Source organism: Streptomyces sp. NPDC040432 (assembly GCF_055595445.1).
The window spans coordinates 139,413-165,683 of sequence record NZ_JBVIVP010000007.1 but is presented as its reverse complement, the minus strand read 5'-3'; the positions used below and the strand labels follow the sequence as shown (position 1 = coordinate 165,683).

General features: G+C 71.9%; 25 protein-coding genes. 19 read left to right on the top strand and 6 right to left on the bottom strand.

Annotation, left to right across the window (positions count from 1 at the left end; genetic code table 11):
• Positions 1 to 62: 62 nt before the first annotated feature.
• A complete protein-coding gene (locus ACZ58N_RS18040) occupies positions 63 to 596 on the bottom strand; it encodes a sugar transferase (RefSeq protein ID WP_471160475.1) in 534 nt (177 codons plus the stop codon).
• Between the two features lie 195 nt (positions 597 to 791).
• Here ACZ58N_RS18040 and dnaK point away from each other — a divergent pair, with 195 nt between their 5' ends.
• From dnaK to ACZ58N_RS18020, 4 genes are read left to right on the top strand one after another with little or no spacing between them, the layout of a single operon-like run.
• Positions 792 to 2,642, top strand: a complete 1,851-nt coding sequence (gene dnaK / locus ACZ58N_RS18035; protein WP_362875315.1) for a molecular chaperone DnaK — start codon at positions 792 to 794, stop codon at positions 2,640 to 2,642.
• Positions 2,642 to 3,307 (top strand): nucleotide exchange factor GrpE, encoded by a 666-nt coding sequence (gene grpE / locus ACZ58N_RS18030; protein ID WP_471160472.1) that lies wholly within the window; start codon positions 2,642 to 2,644, stop codon positions 3,305 to 3,307. Before dnaK ends, grpE begins: the two co-directional genes overlap by 1 nt.
• A gap of 39 nt (positions 3,308 to 3,346) precedes the next feature.
• On the top strand, positions 3,347 to 4,525 hold the full coding sequence (dnaJ, locus tag ACZ58N_RS18025; protein WP_471160470.1) for a molecular chaperone DnaJ: 1,179 nt from the start codon (positions 3,347 to 3,349) through the stop codon (positions 4,523 to 4,525).
• Between the two features lies 1 nt (position 4,526).
• On the top strand, positions 4,527 to 4,979 hold the full coding sequence (locus ACZ58N_RS18020; RefSeq protein WP_471160467.1) for a heat shock protein transcriptional repressor HspR: 453 nt from the start codon (positions 4,527 to 4,529) through the stop codon (positions 4,977 to 4,979).
• Between the two features lie 122 nt (positions 4,980 to 5,101).
• Here the strand turns inward: ACZ58N_RS18020 and ACZ58N_RS18015 are convergent, their stop codons facing one another.
• A complete protein-coding gene (locus ACZ58N_RS18015) occupies positions 5,102 to 6,136 on the bottom strand; it encodes a helix-turn-helix transcriptional regulator (protein WP_471160464.1) in 1,035 nt (344 codons plus the stop codon).
• Positions 6,137 to 6,238: 102 nt separating this feature from the next.
• Between ACZ58N_RS18015 and ACZ58N_RS18010 the strand changes: the two genes are divergently transcribed.
• A complete protein-coding gene (locus ACZ58N_RS18010) occupies positions 6,239 to 6,556 on the top strand; it encodes a hypothetical protein (protein WP_471160461.1) in 318 nt (105 codons plus the stop codon).
• Positions 6,556 to 6,870, top strand: a complete 315-nt coding sequence (locus tag ACZ58N_RS18005; RefSeq protein WP_388890870.1) for a (2Fe-2S)-binding protein — start codon at positions 6,556 to 6,558, stop codon at positions 6,868 to 6,870. The genes ACZ58N_RS18010 and ACZ58N_RS18005 overlap by 1 nt, the downstream gene beginning before the upstream one ends.
• Before the next feature lie 171 nt (positions 6,871 to 7,041).
• On the opposite strand, the gene ACZ58N_RS18000 is transcribed toward ACZ58N_RS18005, so the two are convergent.
• On the bottom strand, positions 7,042 to 7,446 hold the full coding sequence (locus ACZ58N_RS18000; protein WP_471160458.1) for a pyridoxamine 5'-phosphate oxidase family protein: 405 nt from the start codon (positions 7,444 to 7,446) through the stop codon (positions 7,042 to 7,044).
• A 123-nt stretch (positions 7,447 to 7,569) separates the two neighbouring features.
• Here ACZ58N_RS18000 and clpB point away from each other — a divergent pair, with 123 nt between their 5' ends.
• On the top strand, positions 7,570 to 10,170 hold the full coding sequence (clpB, locus tag ACZ58N_RS17995) for an ATP-dependent chaperone ClpB (protein WP_471160455.1): 2,601 nt from the start codon (positions 7,570 to 7,572) through the stop codon (positions 10,168 to 10,170).
• A gap of 123 nt (positions 10,171 to 10,293) precedes the next feature.
• Positions 10,294 to 10,839 carry a type III secretion system chaperone family protein gene (locus tag ACZ58N_RS17990; protein WP_453438191.1) on the top strand — a complete coding sequence of 182 codons (546 nt, stop codon included), beginning with the start codon at positions 10,294 to 10,296 and terminating at the stop codon, positions 10,837 to 10,839.
• Between the two features lie 133 nt (positions 10,840 to 10,972).
• Here the strand turns inward: ACZ58N_RS17990 and ACZ58N_RS17985 are convergent, their stop codons facing one another.
• Positions 10,973 to 12,166 (bottom strand): pyridoxal phosphate-dependent aminotransferase, encoded by a 1,194-nt coding sequence (locus tag ACZ58N_RS17985; protein ID WP_471160452.1) that lies wholly within the window; start codon positions 12,164 to 12,166, stop codon positions 10,973 to 10,975.
• A gap of 24 nt (positions 12,167 to 12,190) precedes the next feature.
• Positions 12,191 to 12,688 (bottom strand): hypothetical protein, encoded by a 498-nt coding sequence (locus tag ACZ58N_RS17980; RefSeq protein WP_471160450.1) that lies wholly within the window; start codon positions 12,686 to 12,688, stop codon positions 12,191 to 12,193.
• 275 nt (positions 12,689 to 12,963) lie between these two features.
• Here ACZ58N_RS17980 and ACZ58N_RS17975 point away from each other — a divergent pair, with 275 nt between their 5' ends.
• The 9 genes from ACZ58N_RS17975 (at position 12,964) to ACZ58N_RS17935 (ending at position 22,898) form a co-directional block, all read left to right on the top strand.
• Entirely contained in the window at positions 12,964 to 13,482 is a 519-nt protein-coding gene (locus ACZ58N_RS17975) for a DUF2617 family protein (RefSeq protein ID WP_468496501.1), read from the top strand.
• Between the two features lie 177 nt (positions 13,483 to 13,659).
• A complete protein-coding gene (locus ACZ58N_RS17970; RefSeq protein ID WP_471160447.1) occupies positions 13,660 to 15,300 on the top strand; it encodes a polyamine aminopropyltransferase in 1,641 nt (546 codons plus the stop codon).
• A 58-nt stretch (positions 15,301 to 15,358) separates the two neighbouring features.
• The gene (locus ACZ58N_RS17965) at positions 15,359 to 16,288 is read left to right on the top strand and encodes an SRPBCC family protein (RefSeq protein ID WP_471160444.1); all 930 of its coding nucleotides are present in this window, start codon (positions 15,359 to 15,361) and stop codon (positions 16,286 to 16,288) included.
• A 19-nt stretch (positions 16,289 to 16,307) separates the two neighbouring features.
• A complete protein-coding gene (locus ACZ58N_RS17960; protein ID WP_471160441.1) occupies positions 16,308 to 17,096 on the top strand; it encodes an aldose epimerase family protein in 789 nt (262 codons plus the stop codon).
• 67 nt (positions 17,097 to 17,163) lie between these two features.
• Positions 17,164 to 17,727, top strand: coding sequence for an orotate phosphoribosyltransferase (gene pyrE, locus ACZ58N_RS17955; RefSeq protein WP_471160438.1), 564 nt, complete (start codon positions 17,164 to 17,166; stop codon positions 17,725 to 17,727).
• A gap of 269 nt (positions 17,728 to 17,996) precedes the next feature.
• Positions 17,997 to 19,019 carry a class II fructose-bisphosphate aldolase gene (gene fbaA, locus ACZ58N_RS17950; protein WP_281208149.1) on the top strand — a complete coding sequence of 341 codons (1,023 nt, stop codon included), beginning with the start codon at positions 17,997 to 17,999 and terminating at the stop codon, positions 19,017 to 19,019.
• Between the two features lie 298 nt (positions 19,020 to 19,317).
• Entirely contained in the window at positions 19,318 to 20,082 is a 765-nt protein-coding gene (locus ACZ58N_RS17945) for a ScbR family autoregulator-binding transcription factor (RefSeq protein WP_471160435.1), read from the top strand.
• A 49-nt stretch (positions 20,083 to 20,131) separates the two neighbouring features.
• On the top strand, positions 20,132 to 20,857 hold the full coding sequence (locus ACZ58N_RS17940) for an AfsR/SARP family transcriptional regulator (RefSeq protein WP_471160432.1): 726 nt from the start codon (positions 20,132 to 20,134) through the stop codon (positions 20,855 to 20,857).
• A 109-nt stretch (positions 20,858 to 20,966) separates the two neighbouring features.
• A complete protein-coding gene (locus tag ACZ58N_RS17935; RefSeq protein ID WP_471160429.1) occupies positions 20,967 to 22,898 on the top strand; it encodes a helix-turn-helix domain-containing protein in 1,932 nt (643 codons plus the stop codon).
• A gap of 76 nt (positions 22,899 to 22,974) precedes the next feature.
• Here ACZ58N_RS17935 and ACZ58N_RS17930 read toward each other — a convergent pair whose 3' ends face one another.
• On the bottom strand, positions 22,975 to 24,333 hold the full coding sequence (locus ACZ58N_RS17930) for an IS701 family transposase (RefSeq protein WP_471160426.1): 1,359 nt from the start codon (positions 24,331 to 24,333) through the stop codon (positions 22,975 to 22,977).
• A gap of 326 nt (positions 24,334 to 24,659) precedes the next feature.
• Between ACZ58N_RS17930 and ACZ58N_RS17925 the strand changes: the two genes are divergently transcribed.
• A complete protein-coding gene (locus ACZ58N_RS17925; RefSeq protein ID WP_471160821.1) occupies positions 24,660 to 25,790 on the top strand; it encodes a CE1758 family FMN-dependent luciferase-like monooxygenase in 1,131 nt (376 codons plus the stop codon).
• Between the two features lie 4 nt (positions 25,791 to 25,794).
• On the top strand, positions 25,795 to 26,208 hold the full coding sequence (locus tag ACZ58N_RS17920; protein ID WP_471160423.1) for a DUF3151 domain-containing protein: 414 nt from the start codon (positions 25,795 to 25,797) through the stop codon (positions 26,206 to 26,208).
• Positions 26,209 to 26,271 lie beyond the last annotated feature (63 nt).

Below are 26,271 nucleotides of genomic sequence, written 5' to 3'. Positions count from 1 at the left end.
AGGCTTGAGGTTACCCATTCCCCGCGCCGCAATGTAGGTGGGCGTGCGGTGATCTGTGTCGCTCAGGCATGCCTCTGTCGGTAGGCCGCCCGAGGGGTCTGCGCGAGGATCGCGAGATCCATCCCCAGCCAATGGCTCTCCACATAGTGCCGGTCGAGCAGGGCCATCTCCTCCCAGGGGAGGTCGGACCGTGCGCTGACCTGCCACAATCCGGTCATACCCGGGCGTACCAGGAGCCGCTCCGGTCGATCCGTGTCGCATTGTGGACGGGGTCCGACCAGGGACATCTCGCCCCGCACCACGTTGAGCAGTTGCGGCAGTCCGTCCAGTGCGCACCGCCGGACCGCCGTGCCGACCCGCCCGGCGCCCTCCGTGCGCAGTCGCCAGGTGTGGAACGGTCGGCCGCCGAGGCCGACGGCCGGGGTGCGTACGAGGACGCCCGTGCGGCCGACCGCGTACAGCGGTGCGGCGACCAGCAGCAGCGGGACGGTCACCAGGCCCAGCAGTGCCAGCGCGCCGGCGAGGTCGAGCACCCGCTTGGCGGGCGGCCGTGCGGGCAGGGTCCACCGGGTCGGGAGCGTGAGCAGCAGGGGCATGCCAGCACGGTGCCGGACGGCCTCCGTGCGCCCGGCGCGCCGCGCGGCGACCGTCCCCCGCACGGCCCTGTGGGCTCCGGGTTGCGCGTAAGGAAGGCCTAAAGGTTGAGCCCCCTCGGCTCAGCTCTGTTGACGGACGGGCGAAGGTGGGGCATTCTTGAGCCTGTTCCACTCAAGTCAGCTGGAGGAATCAAAATGGCACGTGCGGTCGGCATCGACCTGGGCACCACTAACTCCGTCGTCAGCGTTCTCGAAGGCGGCGAGCCCACCGTCATCACCAACGCCGAGGGCGCCAGGACCACGCCGTCCGTCGTCGCCTTCGCCAAGAACGGCGAGGTCCTCGTCGGCGAGGTCGCCAAGCGCCAGGCGGTCACGAACGTGGACCGGACCATCCGCTCCGTCAAGCGCCACATGGGCACTGACTGGAAGATCAACCTGGATGGCAAGGACTTCAACCCGCAGCAGATGAGCGCCTTCATCCTGCAGAAGCTGAAGCGCGACGCCGAGGCCTACCTGGGTGAGAAGGTCACGGACGCGGTCATCACCGTCCCGGCCTACTTCAACGACTCCGAGCGTCAGGCGACGAAGGAGGCCGGTGAGATCGCGGGTCTGAACGTCCTGCGCATCGTCAACGAGCCGACCGCCGCCGCCCTGGCCTACGGTCTCGACAAGGACGACCAGACCATTCTCGTCTTCGACCTCGGTGGCGGCACCTTCGACGTGTCGCTCCTTGAGATCGGTGACGGCGTCGTCGAGGTGAAGGCCACCAACGGTGACAACCACCTCGGTGGTGACGACTGGGACCAGCGCGTCGTCGACTACCTGGTGAAGCAGTTCGCCAACGGTCACGGCGTCGACCTGTCCAAGGACAAGATGGCGCTCCAGCGTCTGCGCGAGGCCGCCGAGAAGGCGAAGATCGAGCTGTCCTCCTCCACGGAGACCTCGATCAACCTGCCCTACATCACGGCTTCCGCCGAGGGCCCGCTGCACCTGGACGAGAAGCTCACGCGCGCCCAGTTCCAGCAGCTCACCGCGGACCTCCTGGACCGCTGCAAGAACCCGTTCCACAACGTCATCAAGGACGCCGGCATCCAGCTGTCCGAGATCGACCACGTGGTCCTGGTCGGCGGTTCCACCCGCATGCCGGCCGTCGCCGAGCTCGTCAAGGAGCTCACCGGTGGTCAGGACGCGAACAAGGGCGTCAACCCGGACGAGGTCGTCGCCCTCGGCGCGACCCTCCAGGCCGGTGTCCTCAAGGGTGAGGTCAAGGACGTCCTGCTCCTCGACGTGACCCCGCTGTCCCTCGGTATCGAAACCAAGGGCGGCATCATGACCAAGCTCATCGAGCGCAACACCACGATCCCGACCAAGCGGTCCGAGATCTTCACGACGGCCGAGGACAACCAGCCGTCGGTGCAGATCCAGGTCTACCAGGGCGAGCGCGAGATCGCCGCGTACAACAAGAAGCTCGGCATGTTCGAGCTGACCGGCCTGCCGCCGGCGCCCCGTGGCATCCCGCAGATCGAGGTCTCCTTCGACATCGACGCGAACGGCATCATGCACGTCACGGCCAAGGACCTCGGCACGGGCAAGGAGCAGAAGATGACCGTCACCGGCGGCTCCTCGCTCGCCAAGGACGAGGTCGACCGCATGCGCCAGGAGGCCGAGCAGTACGCGGACGAGGACTCCCGTCGCAAGGAGGCGGCCGAGTCCCGCAACCAGGGCGAGCAGCTCGTCTACCAGACGGAGAAGTTCCTCGCGGACAACGCGGAGAAGGTCCCGGCCGACGTCAAGACCGAGGTCGAGACGGCCGTCACCGAGCTGAAGGACAAGCTCAAGGGTGATGACGCCGCCGAGATCCGCACCGCGACCGAGAAGCTCGCCGCGGTCAGCCAGAAGCTCGGCCAGGCCATCTACGCCGACGCCCAGGCCTCCCAGGCCGCCGGTGGCGCCGCCGCCGGTGACGCCGGTCAGGCCAAGGCCGACGACGACGTCGTCGACGCCGAGATCGTCGACGACGAGAAGCCGAAGGGTGGCGCTGCCTGATGCCGGAGGAGACCCCGGGATTCGACGAGAAGCCCGAAGTCCCCGCCGACGGCACGCCCGATGACGCCGCCGAGTCGAAGGCCGCGGCTTCCTCCGAGGAGGAGGCCGCGGCCCCGGCCGGGGACTCCGCTGCAGCGGACGTCGCTCTGCTGGCGCAGCTGGACCAGGCCCGTACGGCGCTCTCCGAGCGCACCGCGGACCTCCAGCGGCTCCAGGCCGAGTACCAGAACTACCGCCGTCGCGTGGAGCGGGACCGGATCGCCGTCAAGGAGATCGCGGTCGCGTCCCTCCTGACGGAACTCCTCCCGACCCTGGACGACATCGGCCGGGCGCGGGAGCATGGCGAACTGGTCGGCGGCTTCAAGTCGGTGTCCGAATCGCTGGAGAGCGCCGCCGCCAAGATGGGGCTCCAGCAGTTCGGCAAGGAGGGCGAGCCCTTCGACCCGACGATCCACGAAGCCCTGATGCACTCGTACGCGCCGGACGTCACCGAGGACACCTGCGTGGCGATCCTGCAGCCGGGCTACCGGATCGGCGAGCGCACGATCCGTCCCGCGCGGGTCGCGGTGGCCGAGCCCCAGCCGGGCGCGGCACCCGCGAAGACCGAGTCCGCAGACGGCGACACGCCGTCCGACAAGGACACGGATGCCCCCGACAAGGGCTGACGTCGAACATGTAGGGAACCGAGAGGAGGGCCACCGGGGATGAGCACGAAGGACTTCGTCGAGAAGGACTACTACAAGGTCCTCGGTGTCCCGAAGGACGCGACCGAGGCCGAGATCAAGAAGGCGTACCGGAAGCTCGCGCGCGAGTTCCACCCGGACGCCAACAAGGGCGACGCCTCGGCCGAGGAGCGCTTCAAGGAGGTCTCCGAGGCGAACGACATCCTCGGCGACCCCAAGAAGCGCAAGGAGTACGACGAGGCCCGCGCGCTGTTCGGGAACGGTGGCTTCCGCCCCGGTCCCGGCGGCGCCGGCGGCTCGTTCAACTTCGACCTCGGTGACCTCTTCGGAGGTCAGCAGCAGGGCGGTCCGGGCGGCTTCGGTGGCGGCCTGGGCGACGTCTTCGGTGGTCTGTTCAACCGCGGCGCCGGCCAGGGTCCGGGAACCCGGACCCAGCCGCGCCGCGGCCAGGACATCGAGTCCGAGGTCACGCTCTCCTTCACGGAGGCCGTGGACGGCGCGACCGTCCCGCTGCGGATGTCCTCGCAGTCGCCCTGCAAGGCCTGCTCGGGCACCGGCGACAAGAACGGCACCCCCCGGGTCTGCCCGACCTGCGTCGGCACCGGTCAGGTCTCGCGGGGCAGCGGCGGCGGTTTCTCGCTGACCGACCCCTGCGCGGACTGCAAGGGCCGCGGCCTCATCGCGGAGACCCCCTGCGACGTCTGCAAGGGCAGCGGGCGCGCCCGCAGCTCGCGGACCATGCAGGTCCGGATCCCGGCGGGCGTCTTCGACGGCCAGCGGATCCGGCTGCGCGGCAAGGGCGCGCCGGGCGAGCGCGGCGGTCCGGCGGGCGACCTCTACGTGGTGGTGCACGTCGACGGCCACCCGGTGTTCGGCCGCAAGGACGACAACCTGACGGTCACCGTCCCGGTGACCTTCGCGGAGGCCGCCCTCGGCGCCGAGATCAAGGTTCCGACCCTGAACGGCCCGGCGGTCACCCTGAAGCTCCCCCCGGGCACGCCCGGCGGTCGTACGATGCGGGCCCGCGGCAAGGGCGCGGTCCGCAAGGACGGCACCCGCGGCGACCTCCTCGTCACGGTGGAGGTCACGGTGCCGACGGAGCTGTCCGACAAGGCCCGCGAGGCCCTTGAGATGTTCCGCGACGCCACGGATCCGCAGGACCCGCGCGCCGCGTTGTTCGAGTCGGTGAAGGGAGCATGAGATGGACGGCCGCCGCAGGATCCATTACCAGCTGACCGACGACACCCCGGTCTACGTGATCTCGGTGGCCGCCCAGCTCTCGGGGCTGCATCCGCAGACCCTCCGTCAGTACGACCGCCTCGGCCTGGTCTCCCCGGACCGTACGGCCGGCCGCGGCCGGCGCTATTCGGCCCGGGACATCGAGCTCCTGCGCACCGTGCAGGCGCTGTCCCAGGACGAGGGCATCAACCTGGCGGGGATCAAGCGGATCATCGAACTGGAGAACCAGGTGGCCGCGCTCCAGCAGCGCGTCGCCGAACTGTCCACGGCCGTGGACGGTGCTGCAGCGGCCCTTCAGGCCCGAGAGGCCCAGGTGCACGCCTCGTACCGGCGCGACCTGGTGCCGTACCAACCGCCGCAACCGGGCAGTGCCCTGGTCGTCTGGCGGCCCGGCCCGAAGCGCCCGCAGGTCTGAACGGCCGGCGGCGTCGGCTCCCCTTCGCCCCGCACGCGCGCAAGGCCCCGCCCGGAAGGCTCCGGGCGGGGCCTTCCGTACGTCGGGGGCATATGCCGCCCCGTAGGCCCCTGGCGGGCCCCTCAGGGCTTCGGGAGCGGCGGCGGGCCCGCGGAGTCGCGCAGGATGCCCGACCGGGCGATGAGGAAGCCCAGCTGGGCCCGGCTGCCGCTGCCCAGGGCGGTCGCCAGCTTGGCGATGTGCGCACGGCAGGTCCGTACGTTCATCCCCAGGCGCCGGGCGATGGCCTCGTCCACATGTCCCTCGACGAGCAGTTGGGCGATGGAGCGCTGCACGCCCGAGATGCCGTCGGGCCGGTGGGTGTATGTAACTTCCTGGCTCAGTGGCACGGCGCGCCGCCACAACTGCTCGAATACCTTGATCAGGTAGTCGACCAGCCCGGGGTGGCGCAGCTCCAGGGCGACCCGGCGGTCGTCGCTGACGGGGATGAACGCCACGGTGCGGTCGAACACGATCAGCCGCTCGATGAGTTCTTCGAGGGTGCGGATCTCCACCTTGCCCGTGGAGATGCGGTCCACGTAGGCGAGCGTGCCCTGGCTGTGGCGCGCGGTGTGCTGGTAGAGGGTCCGGATGCTGACGCCCCGGTCGATGAGCGGGGCGTCGCGCTCCAGCGCCTCGGTGAGGGCGTAGGACGGCCGGGCGCCGCCGGGTTGGACCGTCAGCATCTCCGTGTGGCACTCGGCCGTCGCCAGGTCGAGGGCGGCGTTGATCTGGTCGAACCCCTCCAGCACGGTGATGGCGTGCGTGTTGGCGGGGTTCTGCGCACTGATGGTCAGGAACGGCTCGAATGCATCGGTGAGGTCGACCGCGCTGCGCCGACGGTCCTGGATCTCCCGTTCGAGGGGATGCAGGCGCTGGGCGAGGGCGACCGCCGGGGGAACCGCGCGAAGCTGGTTCGCGTCATCCGGGTCGGGACGCAGCAGAGCGAATTCGAGCAGGCAGGGGATGTTTTCCACCTCGCTACGAGGTACCCGGCCGGTGCTCAGTGCCGCTGCGTAAAGTCGTGCCCCCTCGTCGCACATGGATGTGACGGGGTGGGGATGTGTCGGGTTTGTGTCGTTTATGGGCAAATCTCCACCCCCCAGGGTCCTGAACATGCAAGAACATGATGCATCGTCCCTGTGGCCGTAACGTGCCTGAATGAGCCATGGTCTGACGTGCGGGGGAGAGGATTCCATCAAGTGAGGACGAAGCCGACCATGTACAAGAGAATGCTTCGCTCGGCGCTTGCCGTTGTTTTCTCCGCTGTTGCGGTATTTGGGGCAGTCAGCGCCGTCAATGGCGATGCGGGGAGCGCACTGGCCAGTGACAGCGGCTGGAATATCGTGCCGAAGGGCAAGTCGGACAGCGGTTGGAACAGCGCGCCGGTCGACAGCGGCTGGAACGCCGCCCCCGCCGGCGAGCCCGACAGCGGCTGGAACGACACACCCGCAGGTGAACCCGACAGCGGCTGGAACACCCGGCCCGCCGGAGAGCCGGACAGTGGCTGGAACTTCGTGCCCGAGAAGGCTCTCTGATGACCCCCGACGACCGCGACTTCCGGCGCGAGATGGCCTCGGCCTACCGGTCCGGGTGGCAGTTCATCGATCTCGCCACCGCCATTCCCCACAGCGGCGATTCGTTGATGGTCACCTTGTTCGGCCAGCCGATCGTCGTCGTGCGCGAGGAGGACGAGGACGTCCGTGCCTACCGCTGCCTGCGCCGCCCCCGGGGCGCACCGCAGCCCGTCCGTTGCGAGGTGCGCTACGGCATGGTCTTCGTCAATCTCGATCAGCGCGACCACCAGCTCTTCGAACCCGACATCACCGCCGCCACCCCCCGCAGTGCCTGACGCGATCCCCCCGTCGTTGCAGATCGCCCAGGCGCTTCCCCCACACAACGGCGCCATCGTGGACCTGACCACGATGGCGCCGTTGTGATGTCCGCGTCCAGTGGTTGAACCGGACAATCACCTCGTGTCCGCGGCGCGGGTGCGGCCCGCCGGCGCGGGCCGTGGACGGTGTCAGGCCCGGCCCATGGCCCGGTCGAGGGTGATCTCCATGACGACCCGGTCGGGGTTGGGTGAGGGGGTCCTCCCGTAGCGCTCCGCGTAGCGCGCCACGGCGTCGGCGACCGACGCCCCGTCGGTGCGGATCACCGCCCGGCCCTCCAGGGTGGCCCAGCGCCGCCCCTCCATCTGGCACACCGCCACCCTCGCGGCCCCGTCGGGCGACGCCAGGATGTTGCGCACCTTCTTGCTGTGCCTGTTGCTGATCACCCGGGCCAGCCCCGCCACGGGGTCGTAGGTCACGCCCACCGGCACCACGTGCGGGGTGCCGTCCGGGCGGGGGGTGGTCAGGGTGCAGACGTGCCGCTCCCGCCAGAAGGCGAGGTACTCGGGCGTCGGGTTGAGTACGTCATGGGACATGGGCCGAGAGTACGTCCGAAGCGTGCCGCGCTCAGCCTTGAGTGGAATAGACTCAACTTTGCAGACGCTGAATCTGTCAGAGTTACGCGCCCCGTCATCCCCGTCGGAGAGGAGAAGCCGAAAGTGGACGCCGAGCTGACCAACAAGAGCCGTGCCGCCCTGAACGCAGCCACCAGCAGGGCCGTGAAGGACGGCCACGCCGACCTGACCCCCGCCCACCTGCTGCTGGCGCTGCTCGCCGGCGAGGACAACGAGAACGTCACCGACCTGCTCGCCGCGACCGAGGCCGACCAGGCCGCCGTCCGCGCGGGAGCCGAACGCCTGCTCGCCGCCCTGCCCAGCGTCACGGGTTCCACCGTCGCGCCCCCGCAGCCCAGCCGCGACCTGCTCGCCGTACTCGCCGAGGCCGACGCCGAGGCCGGCCGGCTCGGGGACGAGTACCTCTCCACCGAACACCTCCTCATCGCCATCGCCGCCAAGGGCGGACCGGCCGGTGAGGTCCTTTCCGCCCAGGGCGCGACCGCGGGGAAGCTGCTGTCCGCCTTCGAGAACGCACGAGGAGGACGGCGGGTGACCAGCCCCGACCCCGAGGGCCAGTACAAGGCCCTGGAGAAGTTCGGCACGGACTTCACGGCAGCCGCACGCGAGGGCAAGCTCGACCCGGTCATCGGCCGCGACCACGAGATCCGTCGCGTCGTCCAGGTCCTGTCGCGCCGCACGAAGAACAACCCGGTGCTCATCGGCGAGCCCGGCGTCGGCAAGACCGCCGTCGTCGAGGGCCTCGCCCAGCGCATCGTCAAGGGCGACGTCCCCGAGTCCCTGAAGAACAAGCGCCTCGTCTCCCTCGACCTCGGCGCGATGGTCGCCGGTGCCAAGTACCGCGGCGAGTTCGAGGAGCGCCTCAAGACCGTGCTCGCCGAGATCAAGTCGAGCGACGGCCAGATCATCACCTTCATCGACGAACTGCACACCGTCGTCGGCGCGGGAGCCGGCGGCGACTCCGCCATGGACGCCGGCAACATGCTCAAGCCGATGCTCGCCCGCGGCGAGCTGCGCATGGTCGGCGCGACCACGCTCGACGAGTACCGCGAGCGCATCGAGAAGGACCCGGCGCTGGAGCGCCGCTTCCAGCAGGTACTGGTGGCCGAACCGAGCGTCGAGGACACCATCGCGATCCTGCGCGGGCTCAAGGGCCGCTACGAGGCCCACCACAAGGTCGTCATCAACGACAGCGCCCTCGTCGCCGCGGCCACCCTCTCCGACCGGTACATCACCTCCCGCTTCCTCCCCGACAAGGCCATCGACCTCGTCGACGAGGCCGCGTCCCGGCTCCGCATGGAGATCGACTCCTCGCCCGTCGAGATCGACGAGCTCCAGCGCTCCGTGGACCGGCTGCGCATGGAGGAACTGGCACTGAAGAACGAGTCCGACCCGGCCTCCCGCGAACGCCTGGACCGGCTGCGCAAGGACCTGGCCGACAAGGAGGAGGACCTGCGGGGCCTCACCGTCCGCTGGGAGAAGGAGAAGCGGTCCCTCAACCAGGTCGGCGAACTCAAGGAACGCCTGGACGACCTGCGCGGCCAGGCCGAGCGCGCCCAGCGCGACGGGGACTTCGACTCCGCCTCCCAGCTGCTCTACGGGGAGATCCCCGCGCTGGAGCGCGAGCTGGCCGAGGCCACCGAGGAGGAGGCCGCGTCCAAGGGCGGCGGAGCCGCCAAGGACAGCATGGTCAAGGACGAGGTCGGCCCCGACGACATCGCCGACGTCGTCGGCGCCTGGACCGGCATCCCCGCCGGCCGGCTGCTGGAGGGCGAGACCCAGAAGCTGCTCCGCATGGAGGACGAGCTGGGACGCCGCCTGATCGGCCAGCAGGAGGCCGTACGGGCCGTCTCCGACGCCGTGCGCCGCACCCGCGCCGGCATCGCCGACCCGGACCGCCCGACCGGCTCGTTCCTCTTCCTCGGCCCGACCGGCGTCGGCAAGACGGAGCTGGCCAAGGCCCTCGCGGACTTCCTCTTCGACGACGAGCGGGCCATGATCCGCATCGACATGTCGGAGTACGGCGAGAAGCACAGCGTCGCCCGCCTCGTCGGCGCCCCGCCCGGGTACGTCGGCTACGAGGAGGGCGGCCAGCTCACGGAGGCCGTCCGCCGCCGCCCGTACAGCGTGGTCCTGCTCGACGAGGTCGAGAAGGCGCACCCCGAGGTGTTCGACGTCCTGCTCCAGGTGCTGGACGACGGCCGGCTCACCGACGGCCAGGGCCGCACCGTCGACTTCCGCAACACCATCCTGATCCTGACCTCGAACCTGGGCAGCCAGTTCCTCACGGACCCGGCGACCTCGGCCGAGGACAAGAAGGCCCGCGTCCTGGACGTGGTCCGCGCCTCCTTCAAGCCGGAGTTCCTGAACCGGCTCGACGACCTGGTGGTCTTCTCCGCGCTCGGCAAGGACGAGCTGGCCCACATCGCCGAGCTCCAGATCGGCCGCCTCGCCCGGCGGCTCGCCGACCGTCGCCTCACCCTCGACATCACACCCGAGGCGCTGGCCTGGCTCGCGGACAAGGGCAACGACCCCGCGTACGGCGCCCGGCCGCTGCGCCGCCTGATCCAGACCGCGATCGGCGACCGGCTCGCCAAGGAGATCCTGTCCGGCGAGGTCCGGGAGGGGGACACCGTACGCGTCGACGTCGCCGGCGAAGACCTGCTGGTCGGAAGGGCCCTGTAAGGGGCACTGCCGCTTACCCCGGTCCTACTCCTGTCCGCCCGGAGCGGATCGCGCGTGCAGGGGTGGACACGGGGTGGGCGCGATGGTGGAGGATGGCTGTATCCGCACGAAGGGAAGTACACGGTGAGCATCGACCCGGCCTCGATTCCGAACTTCGGAGGGCAGCAGCCCGATCCGCAGGCCACAGGACCGGCGGGTCCCGTCGTCCCCGACCAGGACCTGGTCAAGCAGCTCCTGGAGCAGATGGAGCTCAAGTACGTCGTCGACGACGAGGGTGACCTCGCGGCGCCGTGGGAGGACTTCCGCACGTACTTCATGTTCCGCGGCGAGGACGAGCAGCAGGTCTTCTCCGTGCGGACCTTCTACGACCGCCCCCACGCGATCGAGGACAAGCCGCAGCTGCTGGAGTCCATCGACGACTGGAACCGCCGCACCCTGTGGCCGAAGGTCTACAGCCACACCCACGACGACGGCTCCGTCCGCCTGATCGGTGAGGCGCAGATGCTGATCGGCACCGGCGTCAACCTGGAGCACTTCGTGTCCTCCACGGTCAGCTGGGTCCGCGCCTCCATCGAGTTCGACAAGTGGCTCCTGGAGCAGCTCGGCCTGGAGAAGGAAGTCGACTCCGCCGAGGGCGACGACAAGAAGGACGACGGCGACAGCGACTAGTCGGCCGCGGCCTCCGCAGCGCAACCCGGCCACGCACCCGGTCCTCCCGACCGCGGTGCGTGGCCGGCCGCGTTCACGGCGGGTCCGGCCCGGGCGCCGGTCACTCGGGGCGCGGGCCCGGGTCCGCCCCGTCTCAGCGGGTCAGCCGGCCCAGGCGGGCCACGGCCTCCTGGAGGACGTCCGTGCGCTTGCAGAAGGCCCAGCGGACCTGGGTGGCGCCCGCGGAGACGTCGTCGTAGAAGACCTGGTTCGGGATGGCGACCACGCCGCAGCGGTCCGGCAGGGAGCGGCAGAAGGCCAGGCCGTCCTTCTCGCCCAGCGGTGAGACGTCCGTGGTGATGAAGTACGTGCCCTGCGGGCGGAAGACCTCGAAGCCGGCCGCCGTCAGGCCGTCCGCGAGGAGGTCGCGCTTGGCCGCCAGGTCCGCGCGGAAGGTGTCGTAGTAGGAGTCCGGCAGGGCCAGGGCCTCCGCGATCGCGTACTGGAACGGCCCCGACGCGACGTACGTCAGGAACTGCTTCGCCGACCGCACCGCCGAGACCAGCGCGGGCGGGGCGGTGAGCCAGCCGACCTTCCAGCCGGTGAAGGAGAACGTCTTGCCGGCGGAGGAGATCGTCACCGTGCGTTCGCGCATGCCGGGCAGCGAGGCCAGGGGGATGTGCGAGCCCTCGAAGACCAGGTGCTCGTAGACCTCGTCCGTGACGACGAGGAGGTCCCGTTCCACGGCGAGCTCCGCGATCACGGACAGCTCCTCGTGGGTGAGGACCGTGCCCGTCGGGTTGTGCGGGGTGTTCAGCAGGAGCAGCCGGGTGCGCGGGGTGATCGCGTCGCGCAGCGCGTCCAGGTCGGGGCGGAAGTCCGGCGCGCGCAGTGTGAGCGGGACGCGTACCGCCCCGGCCATCGCGATGCAGGCCGCGTACGAGTCGTAGAACGGTTCGAGCGCGATGACCTCGTCACCCGGCTCCAGGAGGGCCAGGAGGGACGCCGCGATGGCCTCCGTCGCGCCCGCCGTGACCAGCACCTCGGTGTCCGGGTCGTACGTCGTCCCGTAGAAGCGCCGCTGGTGCTCCACGACGGCCGTACGGAGCTCGGGGACGCCCGGACCGGGCGGGTACTGGTTGCCCCGGCCGTCACGAACGGCCCGTACGGCCGCCTCGGCGATCTCGGCGGGGCCGTCGGTGTCGGGGAACCCCTGGCCCAGGTTGATCGACCCGGTGCGGGCGGCCAGGGCCGACATCTCCGCGAAGATCGTGGTGCCGAAGGCCGCCAGGCGGCGGTTGAGGAAGGGGCGGCTGCTGCTGCTCGCGGATGCGGTCATGGGCGCCATCCTGCGGGGAAGCTCTGGAGTTGCTCAAGTGTGCTTTGGCGTGATCGGCCGGGGGCATCCCCCCGTCACGCGGGACGAGGGGATCCCGCACCCCGGGGGACCGGGTTTCCGAGAGGAGGCGAGGACCGTGGTCCTGGTCTTTGTCCTGGTGGCGGTGTTGGTGTTCGTGGTGGCGGCCGGTGCCGTCGTTCGGATCCTGGTCTCGAAGGCGAAGCGGGCGGCCTCGTACCGCCCGTACTCCGCGGGGTCGTCGTCGCGGTCGTCCTCGCGCGGCCGGTCCGGTACCGACGGGTCCGGCAGCTGGTGGGCCGCGTCGGGCGGCGCGGGCGTGAGCCACTCGTGCGGCGGGTCCTCGTCCGACCCGGGTTCCTCCGACGGGTCCTCGACGTCGTCCTGCGGGTCGTCCTCGTCCTCGTGTGGCGGATCGTCCTCGTCCTGCGGTGGCGGGGGCGGCTGCGGCTCCAGCTGACCCTTCGGGAAGGCCGGCCGACGAGTGTTGAACAGGGCGCCCGTGGGGGACAACTTCCTTCGGGCGCCCACTTGTTCGGCCGGGCGTTACGACGTACGGGCGGCATGCTGTTGAACACGTGAACTGAGTAGCCCCCGGGGGGATGTAAACCCCGTCAAGTTGGGTAAAACCGCTGTGAGTGCCGTGCCTTTCATGATTCCCTCGGTTGAGTAGACCAGTCCTCGGACCTCCCTGGACTTCCTGTGGACCCGTGCCGGTGTCCCCCCACCCGTTGACTACCGCTGGCGGGCTCCGGCCCATCTCCCTCGCGCGTTTGCGGAGCCGACTCATGCTCACGACCCTCCAGACCACCTATACCGACACGCGTGCCGCCGATCTCGCCTGGGCCCTGGGACGGGACCGGCTGCCCGCCCTGGCCGTACTGAACCTCCAGCTCGCGGACGCGAAAGTGGAGCTCCGCCTGCTCGGGGCCTCTCACCAGGTGCTCCTGGAGGAGGGGGAGGTGCTCTGTTCGGAGACCGTCGCCTGCATGCCCGGAAGCAGTACCCCGCTTCCGCTCGGCGTGGCCAAGCGCGTCGGTGACTGGGAGTACGAGTTCGCCGCGCGCGTCGAGAACCTCTCGCGGGGCTCGTTCGCGGGGCGCGCCCAGGAACTCCTCGCCCTCGTCGCCGATCACCCGAACGGACTGGCCGGCACCTTCCCCGGCAGCCCCCACGCGTTCACCGCCATGCTGGCCCAGCGCCACGAGGGCCAGGTCCGGTGGCGGACCTGGCACGCCTACCCCCAGGAAGGTCAGCTCGTCGCCACCCGCACCCGAGTGGGCGTGCGCATGGGCGCTCCCGTCTAGGACCTGTCGTCAGACTCCCGTCGTCGCCCGGGTCCGGGATCGGTGGTGGAGGGGGCGCCTCCGGGGCGTCGGCGGGGGCGGATTGCGGGGCGGTTACGCCAACTGGCCGGATTGGGGCGCTACTTACACCCATGTGGGTGACAGGGTGTCGCTGGGCGGTAACGTACGGTTCGCTTCATGATCGACCGATCCGCCCCCCGCGGGGTGCTCCCGGCGCCGGAGCCCCGGGGCGTGCAGAACGCCCCGGCCGCCCTGCCCGTACAGCCACGGACCGGCCGACTCCTCGTCCTGGCCACCGTCTTCGTCTGCGCCGCCTGCGGGCTCGTGTACGAACTGGAACTGCTCGCCCTCGGCTCCTACCTGATCGGCGACTCGGTCACCCAGGCGTCCGTGGTGCTGTCCGTCATGGTCTTCGCCATGGGAGTCGGCTCCCTCCTCGCGAAACGGCTGCGCGACCGGCCCGCCCTCGGCTTCGCCGCCATCGAGGCCGCGCTCGCACTGCTCGGCGGGTTCTCCGCGATGGCCCTGTACGCGAGCTTCGCCTGGTGGGGCGAATCCCGGACCGCGCTCGTCGGCTTCTCCTTCGCCATCGGCGTCCTCATCGGCGCGGAGATCCCGCTGCTGATGGTGCTGATCCAGCGGATCCGCCGGCAGGACGCCGGAGGGGCGGTCGCCGACCTGTTCGCCGCCGACTACGTGGGCGCCCTCGTCGGTGGACTCGCCTTCCCGTTCCTGCTGCTGCCGTTGCTCGGCCAGTTCAACGGCGTCATGCTCACCGGCACCGTCAACGCCGTCGCCGGGGGCGGGCTCGTCCTGTGGTTGTTCCGCCGCGACCTCAGCCCCCGCTGCCGCTGGCTGCTCATCGCCACCAACGCGGCCGTCCTCGCCGCGCTCGGCTCCGCGACCCTGCTCGCCGACGACTTCGAACGGGTCGCCCGTCGCGCCGTCTACGGCGGGGAGGTCCGGGTCGCCGTCCGGACCGACGTGCAGGAACTCGTGCTGACCGGCCCGGCCACCGGATCCCCGCGCTCCCTCGACCTGTACCTCGACGGACGGCTGCGGGTCAGCGGCTACGACGAGTACCGCTACCACGAGGCCCTGGTGCACCCCGCGATGACCGGCCCGCACAGCCGCGTCCTGGTCCTCGGTGGCGGCGACGGACTGGCCGCCCGCGAGGTGCTGCGCTACCGGGACGTCGCCTCCGTCACCGTCGTCGAGCTCGACCCCGGAGTCGTCCGGCTGGCCCGCACCGACCCCATGTTGTCCGCGCTCAACGGTCGGGCCTTCGAGGACCCCCGCCTCGGCGTCGTCACGCAGGACGCCTTCCGCTGGCTGCGGGGTCCCGCCGCCCGGGACCGGTTCGACGTCATCGTCTCCGACCTCCCCGACCCCGGCATCACCCCGAGCGCGAAGCTGTACTCGCAGGAGTTCTACGGGCTCGCCGCACGGGCCCTGAACCCCGGAGGGCGGATCGCCGTCCATGCCGGGGCCCTCACCGTCCGGGCCCGTACGTACTGGACCGTCGACACCACCCTGCGCGCCGCCGGACTGCTCACCACCCCCTACAGCACCGGAGGCCGCCTCTCCGGCTTCGCCGCCGGACCCGACCGCACGCCCGGCGGTACCGGGGCACCCCCGCAGGACTGGGGCTTCGTCCTCGCCTCCCGCGAGCGGACCCCCGAACTGCGGGTCGACGGGGACACGCCCGCCCTGCGCGCGGTGTCCACGCGGGCCCTGCAGGACGCGGCCCGGGACGTCGCCCGGACCCGGATCGATGGCCTGCCGCCTTCGACGTTGCCGTCCCCGCGCTACTCCTGAGCTGCGACGACTGTCGTGTCCGTGTGCACCGGCGGCTCTGCTCGGTAGGCTCGGCCGCATGGAGCATCAGGTGTTCGTTCCGGTCCCCGCGGAAGACCTCCGTGCCGTGCTGCGCGATCCGGCCCGCGTGGCGCGCTGTGTGCCCGGGCTCCAACAGGACGCCGACGCCGCCGCAGGGCCGACGGCCGGGCGGCTCAAGTTGCGGGTGGGCGGGCACACCGTGACCTACCGGGGCGCGCTGACCGTCTCCGAGGGCGGCCCGGACCGGTTCACCGCGGAGGGCGCGGGCACCGAGGTGCGGGGCCACGGCACCGTCACGCTCTCCCTCGGGGTGACGCTGGTCCCGGACGGGGGCGGGACCCGCCTGGAGTTCACCTGCGGGGCCACCGCCGACGGGCGGGCCGCCGCCTTCGCGCCGGAGGCCACCGCCGTCGCCGGGCGGCGCCTGCTGGACCGGGTGGGCGCGAACCTGGCGGCGGAGGCGGCCTCGGTGATCGAAGAAGGCGACGCAGAAGGCCGTGACGCCGACGGCAATGATGCGGACGGCCGTGACGCGGACGGCCGTGACGCGGACGGCCGTGACGCGGATCCGCACGATCCCGTCGCCGAGGCCGAGGAGGCCGCCGACGCCGAAGGCGCCGCCGTCGACGCGGGCGACGCCGGGCCCGTCGACGCGGTCAGTGCCTCCCTGTTCGACACCGAGGTGCCACCCCCTTCTCTCGATCCCTTCCTGGAGGGCGACTTCGCGGAGGCCACCGGCCCCGCCGCAGCCGCCCGACCGCCCGCCGAGGCCGCCCACGCCCGCCGCACGATGATCGGACGGAGCGCCGAGGAGGTGGACCACGCGCCCCCGCGCGGCCGCTACGCCCCGGTCCCGGCGCCCTCCACCGTCACCGCGGCCGGCGGACTGCGCTGGGTCGCCCCGGCCGCGGCCCTCGCCATCGCCTCGGCGGTCGTCGTCGGAAGGGCGTTGCGCCGCCGTCGCTGACTCGCCGTAGGGTCGCCGTATGAGCACGCAACTGAGCGCCGGCGGCGCCGACATCACCATCGATCAGGAGAACGGCTGCCGGATCAGCAGTCTGCGCGTCGACGGGACGGAGCTCCTGCGGCAGGGGCCGCACTTCGGCGCCTTCCCGATGGTCCCCTGGTGCGGACGCACCGCTGACGGCCGGTTCCGCGACGGTGCGACCGTCCACCAGCTGCCCCTCAACCACCCGCCGCACGCGATCCACGGCCTCGGCCGCGACACGTCCTGGCGTCCGGCCGGAGCGAGCGCCACCCGCGCCGCCTTCGCGTTCGACCTCGTCGACCCCTGGCCGTACGCCGGCCGGGTGACCCAGATCTTCGAGCTGTCCGAGGACTCCCTGACCCTCACCATGGGCGTGGAGACCTACGAGAACTCCTTCCCGGCGCAGGCCGGCTGGCACCCCTGGTTCAACCGGACCCTGACCGCGGACGGCGCCGAGGTGCAGGTCGCCTTCGACCCCGCCTGGCAGGAGGAGCGCGGCGCCGACCACCTCCCCACCGGCCGCCGCATCGAGCCCCTGCCGGGGCCCTGGGACGACTGCTTCGGCATGCCCCATGGCGTGGACGTCACCCTCACCTGGCCCGGGGAACTGGAGCTCAAGGTCGCCTCCCGGGCCGAATGGGTGGTCATCTACGACGAGCAGCCCGAGGCCGTCTGCGTCGAGCCCCAGTCCGGCCCGCCGAACGGGCTGAACACGCTTCCGCAGCTGGTCACGCCCGTGGACCCGCTGGAAATGTCCAGCACCTGGACGTGGCGGCGCCTGACGTAGGCCGTACGGAACGCGGTGCGCGGGCGGGCCGTGCGGGGCCGCCCGGGGCGCATCTAAGCTCGGGGGCATGACTGACGTCAACGAAGTAATGCCGCAAGGCACACGCGATGCGCTTCTGCAGCAGATCAAGGACAAGGCCGTCGTGCACGGCAAGGTGACCCTCTCCTCCGGCAAGGAGGCCGACTACTACATCGACCTCCGCCGGATCACCCTCGACGGCCAGGCGGCCCCGCTGGTCGGGCAGGTCATGCTCGACCTGACCGCCGAGCTGGACTTCGACTGCGTCGGCGGTCTGACCCTGGGCGCCGACCCGGTGGCGACGTCGATGCTGCACGCCTCCGCCGCGCGCGGCGGACGGCTGGACGCCTTCGTCGTCCGCAAGGCGCAGAAGGCCCACGGCATGCAGCGCCGCATCGAGGGCGCCGACGTCAAGGGCCGCCGCTGCCTGGTCGTCGAGGACACCTCGACCACCGGCGGGTCCCCGCTGACCGCCGTCGAGGCCGTCCGTGAGGCCGGCGGTGAGGTCGTCGCCGTCGCCACCATCGTGGACCGCGGCGCCGCGGACGCCATCGCCGAGGCGGGCCTGCCCTACCTCACCGGCTACCGCCTCGGGGACCTCGGCCTCGGCTGAGCGGTCCGCGGGCATCTCGCATCGTGGTCCGGACCGGCGGGGAACAACTGGTGACGAAGGTCCTTGGAAGTCCCCGTTCCGCTCCTGACCTGCTGGTTTGTGCAAGGGCGCGGTGTTTCACGTGAAACACCGCGCCCGGCTCGCCCTCCCCGGGGTGACCGGAGGGGTGGAGTGTCGCGCCGAGTCTGGAAAGATAGGCGCGACGATGACGTCGCCCCCAGGTCAGGGCCCGCAATAAGCACACTCCCCGCACATCCAAGGAGCGGTAGATGCCCATCGCAACCCCCGAGGTCTACAACGAGATGCTCGACCGGGCGAAGGCAGGCAAGTTCGCCTACCCGGCCATCAACGTCACCTCGACCCAGACCCTGCACGCTGCGCTGCGCGGCTTCGCGGAGGCCGAGAGCGACGGCATCATCCAGATCTCCACCGGTGGTGCGGAGTTCCTGGGTGGCCAGTACAACAAGGACATGGTCACCGGCGCCGTCGCCCTGGCCGAGTTCGCGCACGTCGTCGCGGCCAAGTACGACATCACGGTCGCGCTGCACACGGACCACTGCCCGAAGGACAAGCTGGACGGTTACGTACGTCCGCTCCTGGAGGTGTCCGCCGAGCGCGTGGCCCGCGGCCTGAACCCGCTCTTCCAGTCGCACATGTGGGACGGCTCCGCCGAGACCCTGGCCGACAACCTGGCCATCGGCCAGGAACTGCTCGCCAAGGCCGCCGCCGCGAAGATCATCCTTGAGGTCGAGATCACCCCGACCGGCGGCGAGGAGGACGGCGTCAGCCACGAGATCAACGACGAGCTGTACACCACCGTCGAGGACGCGCTGCGCACCGCCGAGGCCCTGGGCCTCGGCGAGAAGGGCCGCTACCTGCTGGCCGCGTCCTTCGGCAACGTGCACGGTGTCTACAAGCCGGGCAACGTCGTCCTGCGCCCCGAGCTCCTGAAGGACCTCCAGGCCGGTGTCGGCGAGAAGTACGGCAAGTCCTCGCCGTTCGACTTCGTCTTCCACGGCGGCTCGGGCTCCACTGCCGAGGAGATCGCCACCGCGCTGGAGAACGGCGTCGTGAAGATGAACCTCGACACCGACACCCAGTACGCGTTCACCCGCCCGGTCGCGGACCACATGTTCCGCAACTACGACGGCGTGCTGAAGGTCGACGGCGAGGTCGGCACCAAGTCCACCTACGACCCGCGCACCTGGGGCAAGCTGGCCGAGGCCGGCATGGCCAAGCGCGTCACGCTGGCCTGCGCCGACCTGCGTTCCACCGGCACCAAGCTGAAGTAGCAGCACCGCCGAAGACCTGAAGGGGTCCGCCGGTCCTTCTCGGACCGGCGGACCCCTTCGCGTGCCCGGAGGGGTTCTGCGGGTCTTTCGGGCCCTCCGGACCCTTCGGGTGCTCCGGATTCTTCCGGTGCTCCCTGGTCCTTCCGGTTCGAGGGGGAGGGCCCGGGGCTCCACGGCCGGCGGAAGGCCGGAGGTGACGGGCGGCGGTGGACGGCGACCCCGTGATGGTGTGGAATCTACCCAAGAAACGTACCCGCGGTTATGTAAATCCGTCGGGGTGGGAGAGGTGACGCGACATATGAGGACAGAGCGACCCCAGGTGAAGCAGGACCGGGCGGTGCGCACGCGTCAGGCGATCCTGGAGGCGGCGGCCCGGGTCTTCGACGAGCACGGCTACGAAGCGGCCAAGCTGTCGGACATCGTCAACATCGCCCGGGTCACCAAGGGCGCGCTCTACTTCCACTTCGACTCCAAGGAGGGCCTGGCGCAGGCCGTCATCGACGCGCAGAACCAGCAGCAGCCGACGGTCCTGCCCCAGGAGTACAAGGCCCAGGAGTTCCTGGACATGGGCATGGTGTTCGCGCACCGGCTGCGGCACGAGGTGCTGATGCGCGCGAGCGCCCGCCTCACCCTGGACCAGGCGGCGGGACGCAACCTCGACAAGGCGGGCCCCTACCACGCCTGGATCGACCTGCACGTCTCCGTGCTGGAGGAGGCGAAGCGGCGCGGCGAGCTGCTGCCGAACGTCGACCCGGTGGTTCCGTCGAGGATGATCGTCGGATCGTTCGCAGGGCTGAACACCATGGCCCACACCCTCGGCCTGGACCTGGACGAGCAGGTCTCCGAGCTCTACACGTACGTGATGCCCAGCGTCGTCGTGCCCGCCGTGGCCATCCGGCTGGACACCGCCCCCCGCCGGGGCGCGCGGGCGCTCCACGGGCCCCGGGGCGTGCACCCGTGCGACCAGGGCTGCCCCGGCGGCGTGCCGACCGCGACCGACGAGGGGGTTTCCGGCCGGGGTCCGTCCACCCGGTCTTCCGATCCGGGCGTACCCCTTCCCTAAAAAATCCTTCCGGGTATTATTTTTCTGCTCGCCTGCCCAGGGAGAACACGTGGACATTGAGGTACTCGGAGCGCCACGGGTCATCGAGAACGGTGTCCCCATCACGGCCCCCACGCCGGACTCCCGGCACGTGCTGGCGGTCCTCGCCGCCTGGCCCGACCAGGTCGTGCCCGTCGCCGTCCTCGCGGACGAGTTGGCGGTCCACACCCCTCCCGAGCACGCCCGCGCCCTCCTGCACACCGCCGTACGCCGCCTGCGCGAGCGGTTCGCGGAGGCGATGGGGGCAGGGTCGGTACGTACTCCCGAGTCCGTGCTCTCCACCCGGCCCGGCGGGTATCTTCTCGACACCGGCGGAGGCCGCTCCGACGTCCGGGAGTTCGCCCGCGAATCCGGCGCCGGCTACCGCGCCATGGAACGCGGCGACTTCGAACGCGCGGCCCAGCGCCTGCGCCGCGCCCTCGCCCTGTGGACCGGCCCCGCCCTGGACGGCATCGACGCCGGGACCTGGCTCGGCGCCCACCTCCAGGCCCTCGACGCCGACCGGCTCGCCGTACTCGGCCAGTGGGTCGAAGCGGAACTCGCCCTCGGTCGGCACCGCGAACTGCGCCTGGAACTGGCCGGCATGCGCGGGCGCGGCGGCCCCGCCGGCAGGGCCGCCGCCCGCCCCGACTGCCCCTACCTGGAGGCGCTGCGCATCGCCGAGGAACGCGTCGAGGCCATCCGCTCGGCGTGCCGGGCCCCCCGCCTCACCCTGGCCGGCGCCGTCCGGTGCTGACGGTCCGGCCGGCCCCGACGGGCAGGACCCGCCCCCTGCTTGACCCCTCGTCGCACGGAACCTAGGTTCGGGCGCGGGACAAAAGGGCTGGTCGGACGGGGGCGGCGGGATGAGCGGGGACGACGGCGGGACACCGGGGGCCATGGCCGTACTGGAACTGCTGGCGGCTGACGCCCCGCAGGGCCGGTACGACGCCCTGCTGGAGGACGCCCGCTGCGCCGGAGCCGGCGAGGCGCAGCTCGCCGACCTCGCGCGGGCGGTGGAACTGGCCCTCTCCGTGCGGGCGGACGCGCACCGCAGCAAGCAGCGCGAGGCCGCCCTGACCGCCCTCGTGGACACGGCGCACGACCTGACCTCCCCCTACGACATCGACGGGCTGCTGCGCCTGATCACCCGTCGGGCCCGGCGGCTCCTCGGCTTCGACATGGCCTGGCTGTCGCTGTCCCGCCCGGACGGATCGGCGTACGTGCGCACCTCCGAGGGGGAGACCACCGCACTGAACGTGGGGCTCGAACTGGGCACCGGGAAGGGGCTCGGCAGCATCGCCCAGGAGCGCCGCTCACCGGTGTGGACCGCCGACTACCTCGCCGACCCCGCCATCGTCCACGCGCCCGGCATCGACGCCGTCGTGGAGGCGGAGGGGTTGCGCGCCATCATCGCCGTCCCGCTGCGGCGGGGGAGCTCCACGCTGGGCGCGCTCTACGGATCCGACCGCGCCGTACGGCAGTTCACACCGGACGAGATCGGGATGCTGCTCTCCCTCGCCGACCTGGCGGCCGTCGCCATCGAGAAGGCCCGGCTGCTGGAACAGACCCGGGACGAGGTCACCGAGCTGGAGGCCTTCGGCTCGCGCACCAACACCGCCCTCACCCGGGTCCGCCACCTGTGGGAGTGTCACGCCCGGCTCGCCGGCCTGGTGCTCGACGGGGCCGGACTGGCCACCCTCGCCCGGGCCACCGCCGACGCGCTCGACGGCGTGCTCCAGGTACGGGACCCGGGCGGCCGGCCGCTGACCGCCACCGGTGAACTGCTCGATCTGGACGAGGAGTCGGTGACCAAGGGCGCACTCCAGGCGCAGATGGACCGCCGGCCCGTGCGACTGCCCGGGGAACTGTGGCTCGCCCCCGTCCTCGCGGGCGCGGAGGACCTCGGGGTGCTGCTGCTGAGCGCGTCCGCGCCGCTCGCCGAGGAGGACGTACGACTCCTCCAACTGGCGGCCCAGTCGGTGGCCTCGCTGATGCTGATCCAGCGGGGCACGGCCGCAGCCGAGGGGCCCGTCCACGACGAACTGCTCGCCGACCTGCTGGAACGGCCGCACTCCGTCGACCTGCACCTGCTGGAACGCACCCGCCGGCTCGGCATCGACCTCGACCGGCCCCACGTCGTCGTCGTGGCCCGCCCCGAGGGCGGGGAACTCGGCAAGGCCGTCGCCTGGGCGTCCTCGTACGCCTACCGGATGGGCGGGCTCAAGGGGGTGCGTCGCGGCTGCATCGTGCTCGTCCTGCCGGGCGGCGACGCCTCCGCGGCCGCGCACCGGGCCTCCGGCGAGCTGTCGCCGCTGCTCGGGCACGCCGTCTCCACGGGTGCGGCCGGTCCCACCGACGGCCCGGGGGAGGTGGCCCGGGTGTACGCGGAGGCCGTGCGCTGCCTGGACGCGCTGACCGCCCTCGACGGGGTCGGCGGCACGGCCTCCCTGCGCGAACTCGGCTTCCTCGGACTGCTGTTGTCCGCCGATCACGACGTGGAGTCCTTCATCGCGTCGACGATCGGTCCCGTCCTGGAGTACGACCGCGACCGCATGACGGGCCTCACCCGCACCCTGGACGCCTACTTCGCGTCCGGTGGCAGCCCCACGCACGCGGCCGAGGCCCTGCACGTACACCCCAACACCGTGTCCCGGCGCCTGGAACGCATCGCCGAACTCCTCGGTGCGGACTGGCAGAAGCCCGGCCGGGCCCTGGAGATCCAGATGGCCCTGCGGCTGCGCAAGGCCCGGACGGTCCTGCACGAGCGCCGCACGGCGGGCGCCCGGCCGGAGTAGCCGGAGGGCGACGCCGGCGCCCCGCCCGTCGGTGACGGGCGGGGCGCCGGGGCCGATCCGGCGCGGGGCCGGGGAGTCACGGCGTCGGGCCGTGCTCCGTCCCCGTCAACGCGCGGGCCGCGTGGGCGACCGACGCCAGCGTGACGTGCCGGTGCCAGCCGGGCAGGGCCCGCCCGGCGAAGTCGCGCAGGCCGACCTCCTGGCCACCGTGCTCGGCGGCGAAGCCCACCCGGCGGCCCTGCTTCGTCAGCCGCAGCAACGGGCCCACGGGGAGCCGTACGAGGTCGGTCACCCACACCTGCGCGGGAGCGCGCCGCGGATCCGTCCACTCGCCGACCAGCAGCAGGTGCCGACGTCGGGCCGGCGACGGGTCGGGCATCATCACCCGCACCGCGACGGCCAAGGTGCCGCGGTGCCGGCCCCCCGGGTGTCCCGGATCGGGATCGGTCCACTCCACCGGGGTGCACAGCCCCTTCACCGACTGCAGGATCTCGCGCGCGCTGCGCACCCCGGCGCCGTACCCCGGCAGGGTCGGATCGGTGACGAGCAGCGGGGTCGAGGCCGACGCCCTGGCGATGACCGGCAGTCCCGCCTCCGCGAAGCGGTTCATCGTGGAGCGGGTCCCGATCTGCCGGATGTCGAGCACCACCGGGCGGGGGCCGCTCCCGCTGTGCCGCACGGTCTCGATGACGGCCGCCGCCGCGCACTGCTCGTAGGCGGCCTGCGCGGCGTGCTCGTCCACGGCGCCCTGCGGTCCCTCAGCGTCGGGCAGGAACATCCGCCACCCGACCGGCGTCACCAGTCCGGCCGAGGCGAACCAGGTCCCGAAGGCCTGCTGTCCCCGGAACATCTGCCCCTGATGGGGGTCGAAGCGGTGCGCCGCGCCCACCGACCTGTCGCCGCCCTTCGGGATGGCCATCGGCTGGGCCACCCACGCGGTCAGCGGCGTCGTCGCCTCCAGGAAGCCCGAGAGGGAGGCGCGCAGGGGCTCCCAGTCCCAGGTGGAGCTGGAGATGAAGTGGTGCAGGCTCTGTTCCGCCGCCGGCCCGCCCACCTGCCCGGCGATGCCGCGCATCGACTTGCGGCCCCGCAGGGCGAGCAGCCCCCGTACGTACTGGCGCCCCTTCTCCCGTTGGTCCTTGCGGCGCAGTGAGGACAGGACGACGGAACAGAGGTCCTCGGCCGCCTCGTGGACGGGGTCCCGGCGTACGGGGATCAGGGTGCCGGTGCCGGTGCCGCGGCGGGTGGCGGTCCCGGTGCTGGTGCTGGTGCTGGTGTTGGTGGTTGCGGTGGTGCGCGGTGCCGTACCCGTCGTCGTGCTGCCCGTACGCGTCGTCGTGGTGCCCCTGCTCGTCCCCGACCCCGTCCCCGTTCTCTCGGTGTGCCCCGTCACCGTGGCCGGGCCGGTTCCCGGCGCCACGGCGGTACTACTCATGATCGTTTTCACGACATGCCCCCTAGCGTGCATCGAATGCACCCCCACCGTCCGTCGTGGACGCCGTGCGCGGGGAGGTGTGCCCGTCACCGCACTTGGGCGGAACGTGGTGGGGTCCCCACCACCCGCCGCCGTGCCCCGCGTGACTTGACGGACTGCGGGCCCGGACGAGGCCGCACCCCCGGGCATCCGGCACGGTCCTTCACGAGGGGCCATGGCGGCCGGCCCCACGCGCCGCGGTGCCGGGGCCTGCCCCCCGGCACCGCACCCGCGCCGAGCGACGGCGTGCGCGGCGCGACCACGGCGGAGGGGTGAGCGGCGGCGTGGTGCAGTTCGGCGTCTTCTCGATCGGCGATGTCACCGCCGACCCGGTCACCGGCCGCACGCCGACCGAACACGATCGGATCAAGGCGATCACGGCCATGGCGGTACGGGCAGAGGAGGCGGGCCTCGACGTCTTCGCCACCGGCGAGCACCACAACCCGCCCCACGTGCCCTCCTCGCCGCCGACCCTGCTCGCGTACGTCGCCGCCCGCACCGAGCGGCTGACCCTCTCCACCGCCACGACGCTCGTCACCACCAACGACCCCGTGCGCGTCGCGGAGGAGTTCGCGCTGCTCCAGCACCTGGCGGACGGCCGCGTGGACCTGACGCTGGGCCGCGGCAACGTCCCCAACGTCTACCCCTGGTTCGGTCAGGACCTCCGGCAGGGCGTCGCGCTCGCCCGGGAGAACTACGCCCTGCTGCACCGCCTGTGGCGGGAGGAGAACATCGACTGGCGGGGCCGTTCCCGCGCCCGCCTCGACGGCTTCACCTCCACGCCCCGCCCGCTGGGCGGCGTACCGCCCTTCGTGTGGCACGGGGCGGTGCGCTCGCCGGAGACCGCGGAGCGGGCCGCGTACTACGGGGACGGCCTGTTCGTGGAGAACCTGAGCGCCCCCGTCGGGCAGTACGCGCGGCTGGTGGAGCTGTACCGCGCCAGGTACGCGGAGCACGGGCACGGCACCGCCGAGCAGGCCGTCGTCGGGCTGGGCGGCCAGGTCTTCGTACGGGCGCGGTCGCAGGACGCCGTGCGCGAGTTCCGCCCGTACTTCGACGCCTCGCCCGTCCGCGGGCGCCGGGAGTCCCTGGAGGAGCGCACGCGGCGGACCCCGCTGGCCGTCGGGAGTCCGGCCGAGGTCATCGAGAAGATCCTCACCTTCCGGGAGGCCTACGGGGACTACCGGCGCCAGCTCTTCCTCGTCGACCACGCCGGGCTGCCGCGGGAGACGGTGCTGGAGCAGATCGACCTGCTCGGGGAACGGATCGTGCCGGTCCTGCGCCGCGCGATGTCCCCCGTCCCGCGGCGGGAGCCGGCGCCCGTTCCGCGGCGCGGGCCGGCGGCCCGGTCGCAGGGTGCCGGGGCGGTTCCGTCCGGGCCGGGCACGCCCGTCCCGTCGGGGCATCGGCCACACTGATCCCATGTCGATTCACCAGAACCTGCTCGGGGGCCCCGCCCCCACCCACCTGCCCGACGAGCCCGCGCCGCGCGAGGCCCTCGCCGCCGGCACCGACCCGGCCGAGGTGGCCGCCGCGTACCCCACGTCCTCCCTCGCCTGGGCCGCCCTCGCGGACCGGGCCTTCGCCGCCGGAAACACGGTCGAGTCGTACGCGTACGCCCGTACGGGCTACCACCGCGGGCTGGACTCCCTGCGCCGCGCGGGCTGGAAGGGGCACGGCCCGGTGCCGTGGGAGCACGAGCCGAACCGCGGGTTCCTGCGCGCACTGAACGCCCTGGCCCGCGCCGCCGGCGCGATCGGGGAGAAGGAGGAGTACGAGCGCTGCTCGACCTTCCTGCGGGATTCCTCGGAGACCGCCGCGGACACGCTCGCATAACTGCGCGTCGAGTGCCCTAGAGGGGTTCCGGATCCCCTGTTTATGATGCGAGGCAGGGGACCG

Coding starts and splice junctions, on each gene's coding strand:
- ACZ58N_RS18040 (WP_471160475.1), bottom strand. CDS start 596: ATGCCCCTGCTGCTCACGCTCCCGACCCGGTGGACCCTGCCCGCACGG.
- dnaK (WP_362875315.1), top strand. CDS start 792: ATGGCACGTGCGGTCGGCATCGACCTGGGCACCACTAACTCCGTCGTC.
- grpE (WP_471160472.1), top strand. CDS start 2,642: ATGCCGGAGGAGACCCCGGGATTCGACGAGAAGCCCGAAGTCCCCGCC.
- dnaJ (WP_471160470.1), top strand. CDS start 3,347: ATGAGCACGAAGGACTTCGTCGAGAAGGACTACTACAAGGTCCTCGGT.
- ACZ58N_RS18020 (WP_471160467.1), top strand. CDS start 4,527: ATGGACGGCCGCCGCAGGATCCATTACCAGCTGACCGACGACACCCCG.
- ACZ58N_RS18015 (WP_471160464.1), bottom strand. CDS start 6,136: ATGTTCAGGACCCTGGGGGGTGGAGATTTGCCCATAAACGACACAAAC.
- ACZ58N_RS18010 (WP_471160461.1), top strand. CDS start 6,239: ATGTACAAGAGAATGCTTCGCTCGGCGCTTGCCGTTGTTTTCTCCGCT.
- ACZ58N_RS18005 (WP_388890870.1), top strand. CDS start 6,556: ATGACCCCCGACGACCGCGACTTCCGGCGCGAGATGGCCTCGGCCTAC.
- ACZ58N_RS18000 (WP_471160458.1), bottom strand. CDS start 7,446: ATGTCCCATGACGTACTCAACCCGACGCCCGAGTACCTCGCCTTCTGG.
- ACZ58N_RS17985 (WP_471160452.1), bottom strand. CDS start 12,166: ATGGCGCCCATGACCGCATCCGCGAGCAGCAGCAGCCGCCCCTTCCTC.
- ACZ58N_RS17975 (WP_468496501.1), top strand. CDS start 12,964: ATGCTCACGACCCTCCAGACCACCTATACCGACACGCGTGCCGCCGAT.
- ACZ58N_RS17970 (WP_471160447.1), top strand. CDS start 13,660: ATGATCGACCGATCCGCCCCCCGCGGGGTGCTCCCGGCGCCGGAGCCC.
- ACZ58N_RS17965 (WP_471160444.1), top strand. CDS start 15,359: ATGGAGCATCAGGTGTTCGTTCCGGTCCCCGCGGAAGACCTCCGTGCC.
- ACZ58N_RS17960 (WP_471160441.1), top strand. CDS start 16,308: ATGAGCACGCAACTGAGCGCCGGCGGCGCCGACATCACCATCGATCAG.
- pyrE (WP_471160438.1), top strand. CDS start 17,164: ATGACTGACGTCAACGAAGTAATGCCGCAAGGCACACGCGATGCGCTT.
- fbaA (WP_281208149.1), top strand. CDS start 17,997: ATGCCCATCGCAACCCCCGAGGTCTACAACGAGATGCTCGACCGGGCG.
- ACZ58N_RS17945 (WP_471160435.1), top strand. CDS start 19,318: ATGAGGACAGAGCGACCCCAGGTGAAGCAGGACCGGGCGGTGCGCACG.
- ACZ58N_RS17935 (WP_471160429.1), top strand. CDS start 20,967: ATGAGCGGGGACGACGGCGGGACACCGGGGGCCATGGCCGTACTGGAA.
- ACZ58N_RS17930 (WP_471160426.1), bottom strand. CDS start 24,333: ATGAGTAGTACCGCCGTGGCGCCGGGAACCGGCCCGGCCACGGTGACG.
- ACZ58N_RS17920 (WP_471160423.1), top strand. CDS start 25,795: ATGTCGATTCACCAGAACCTGCTCGGGGGCCCCGCCCCCACCCACCTG.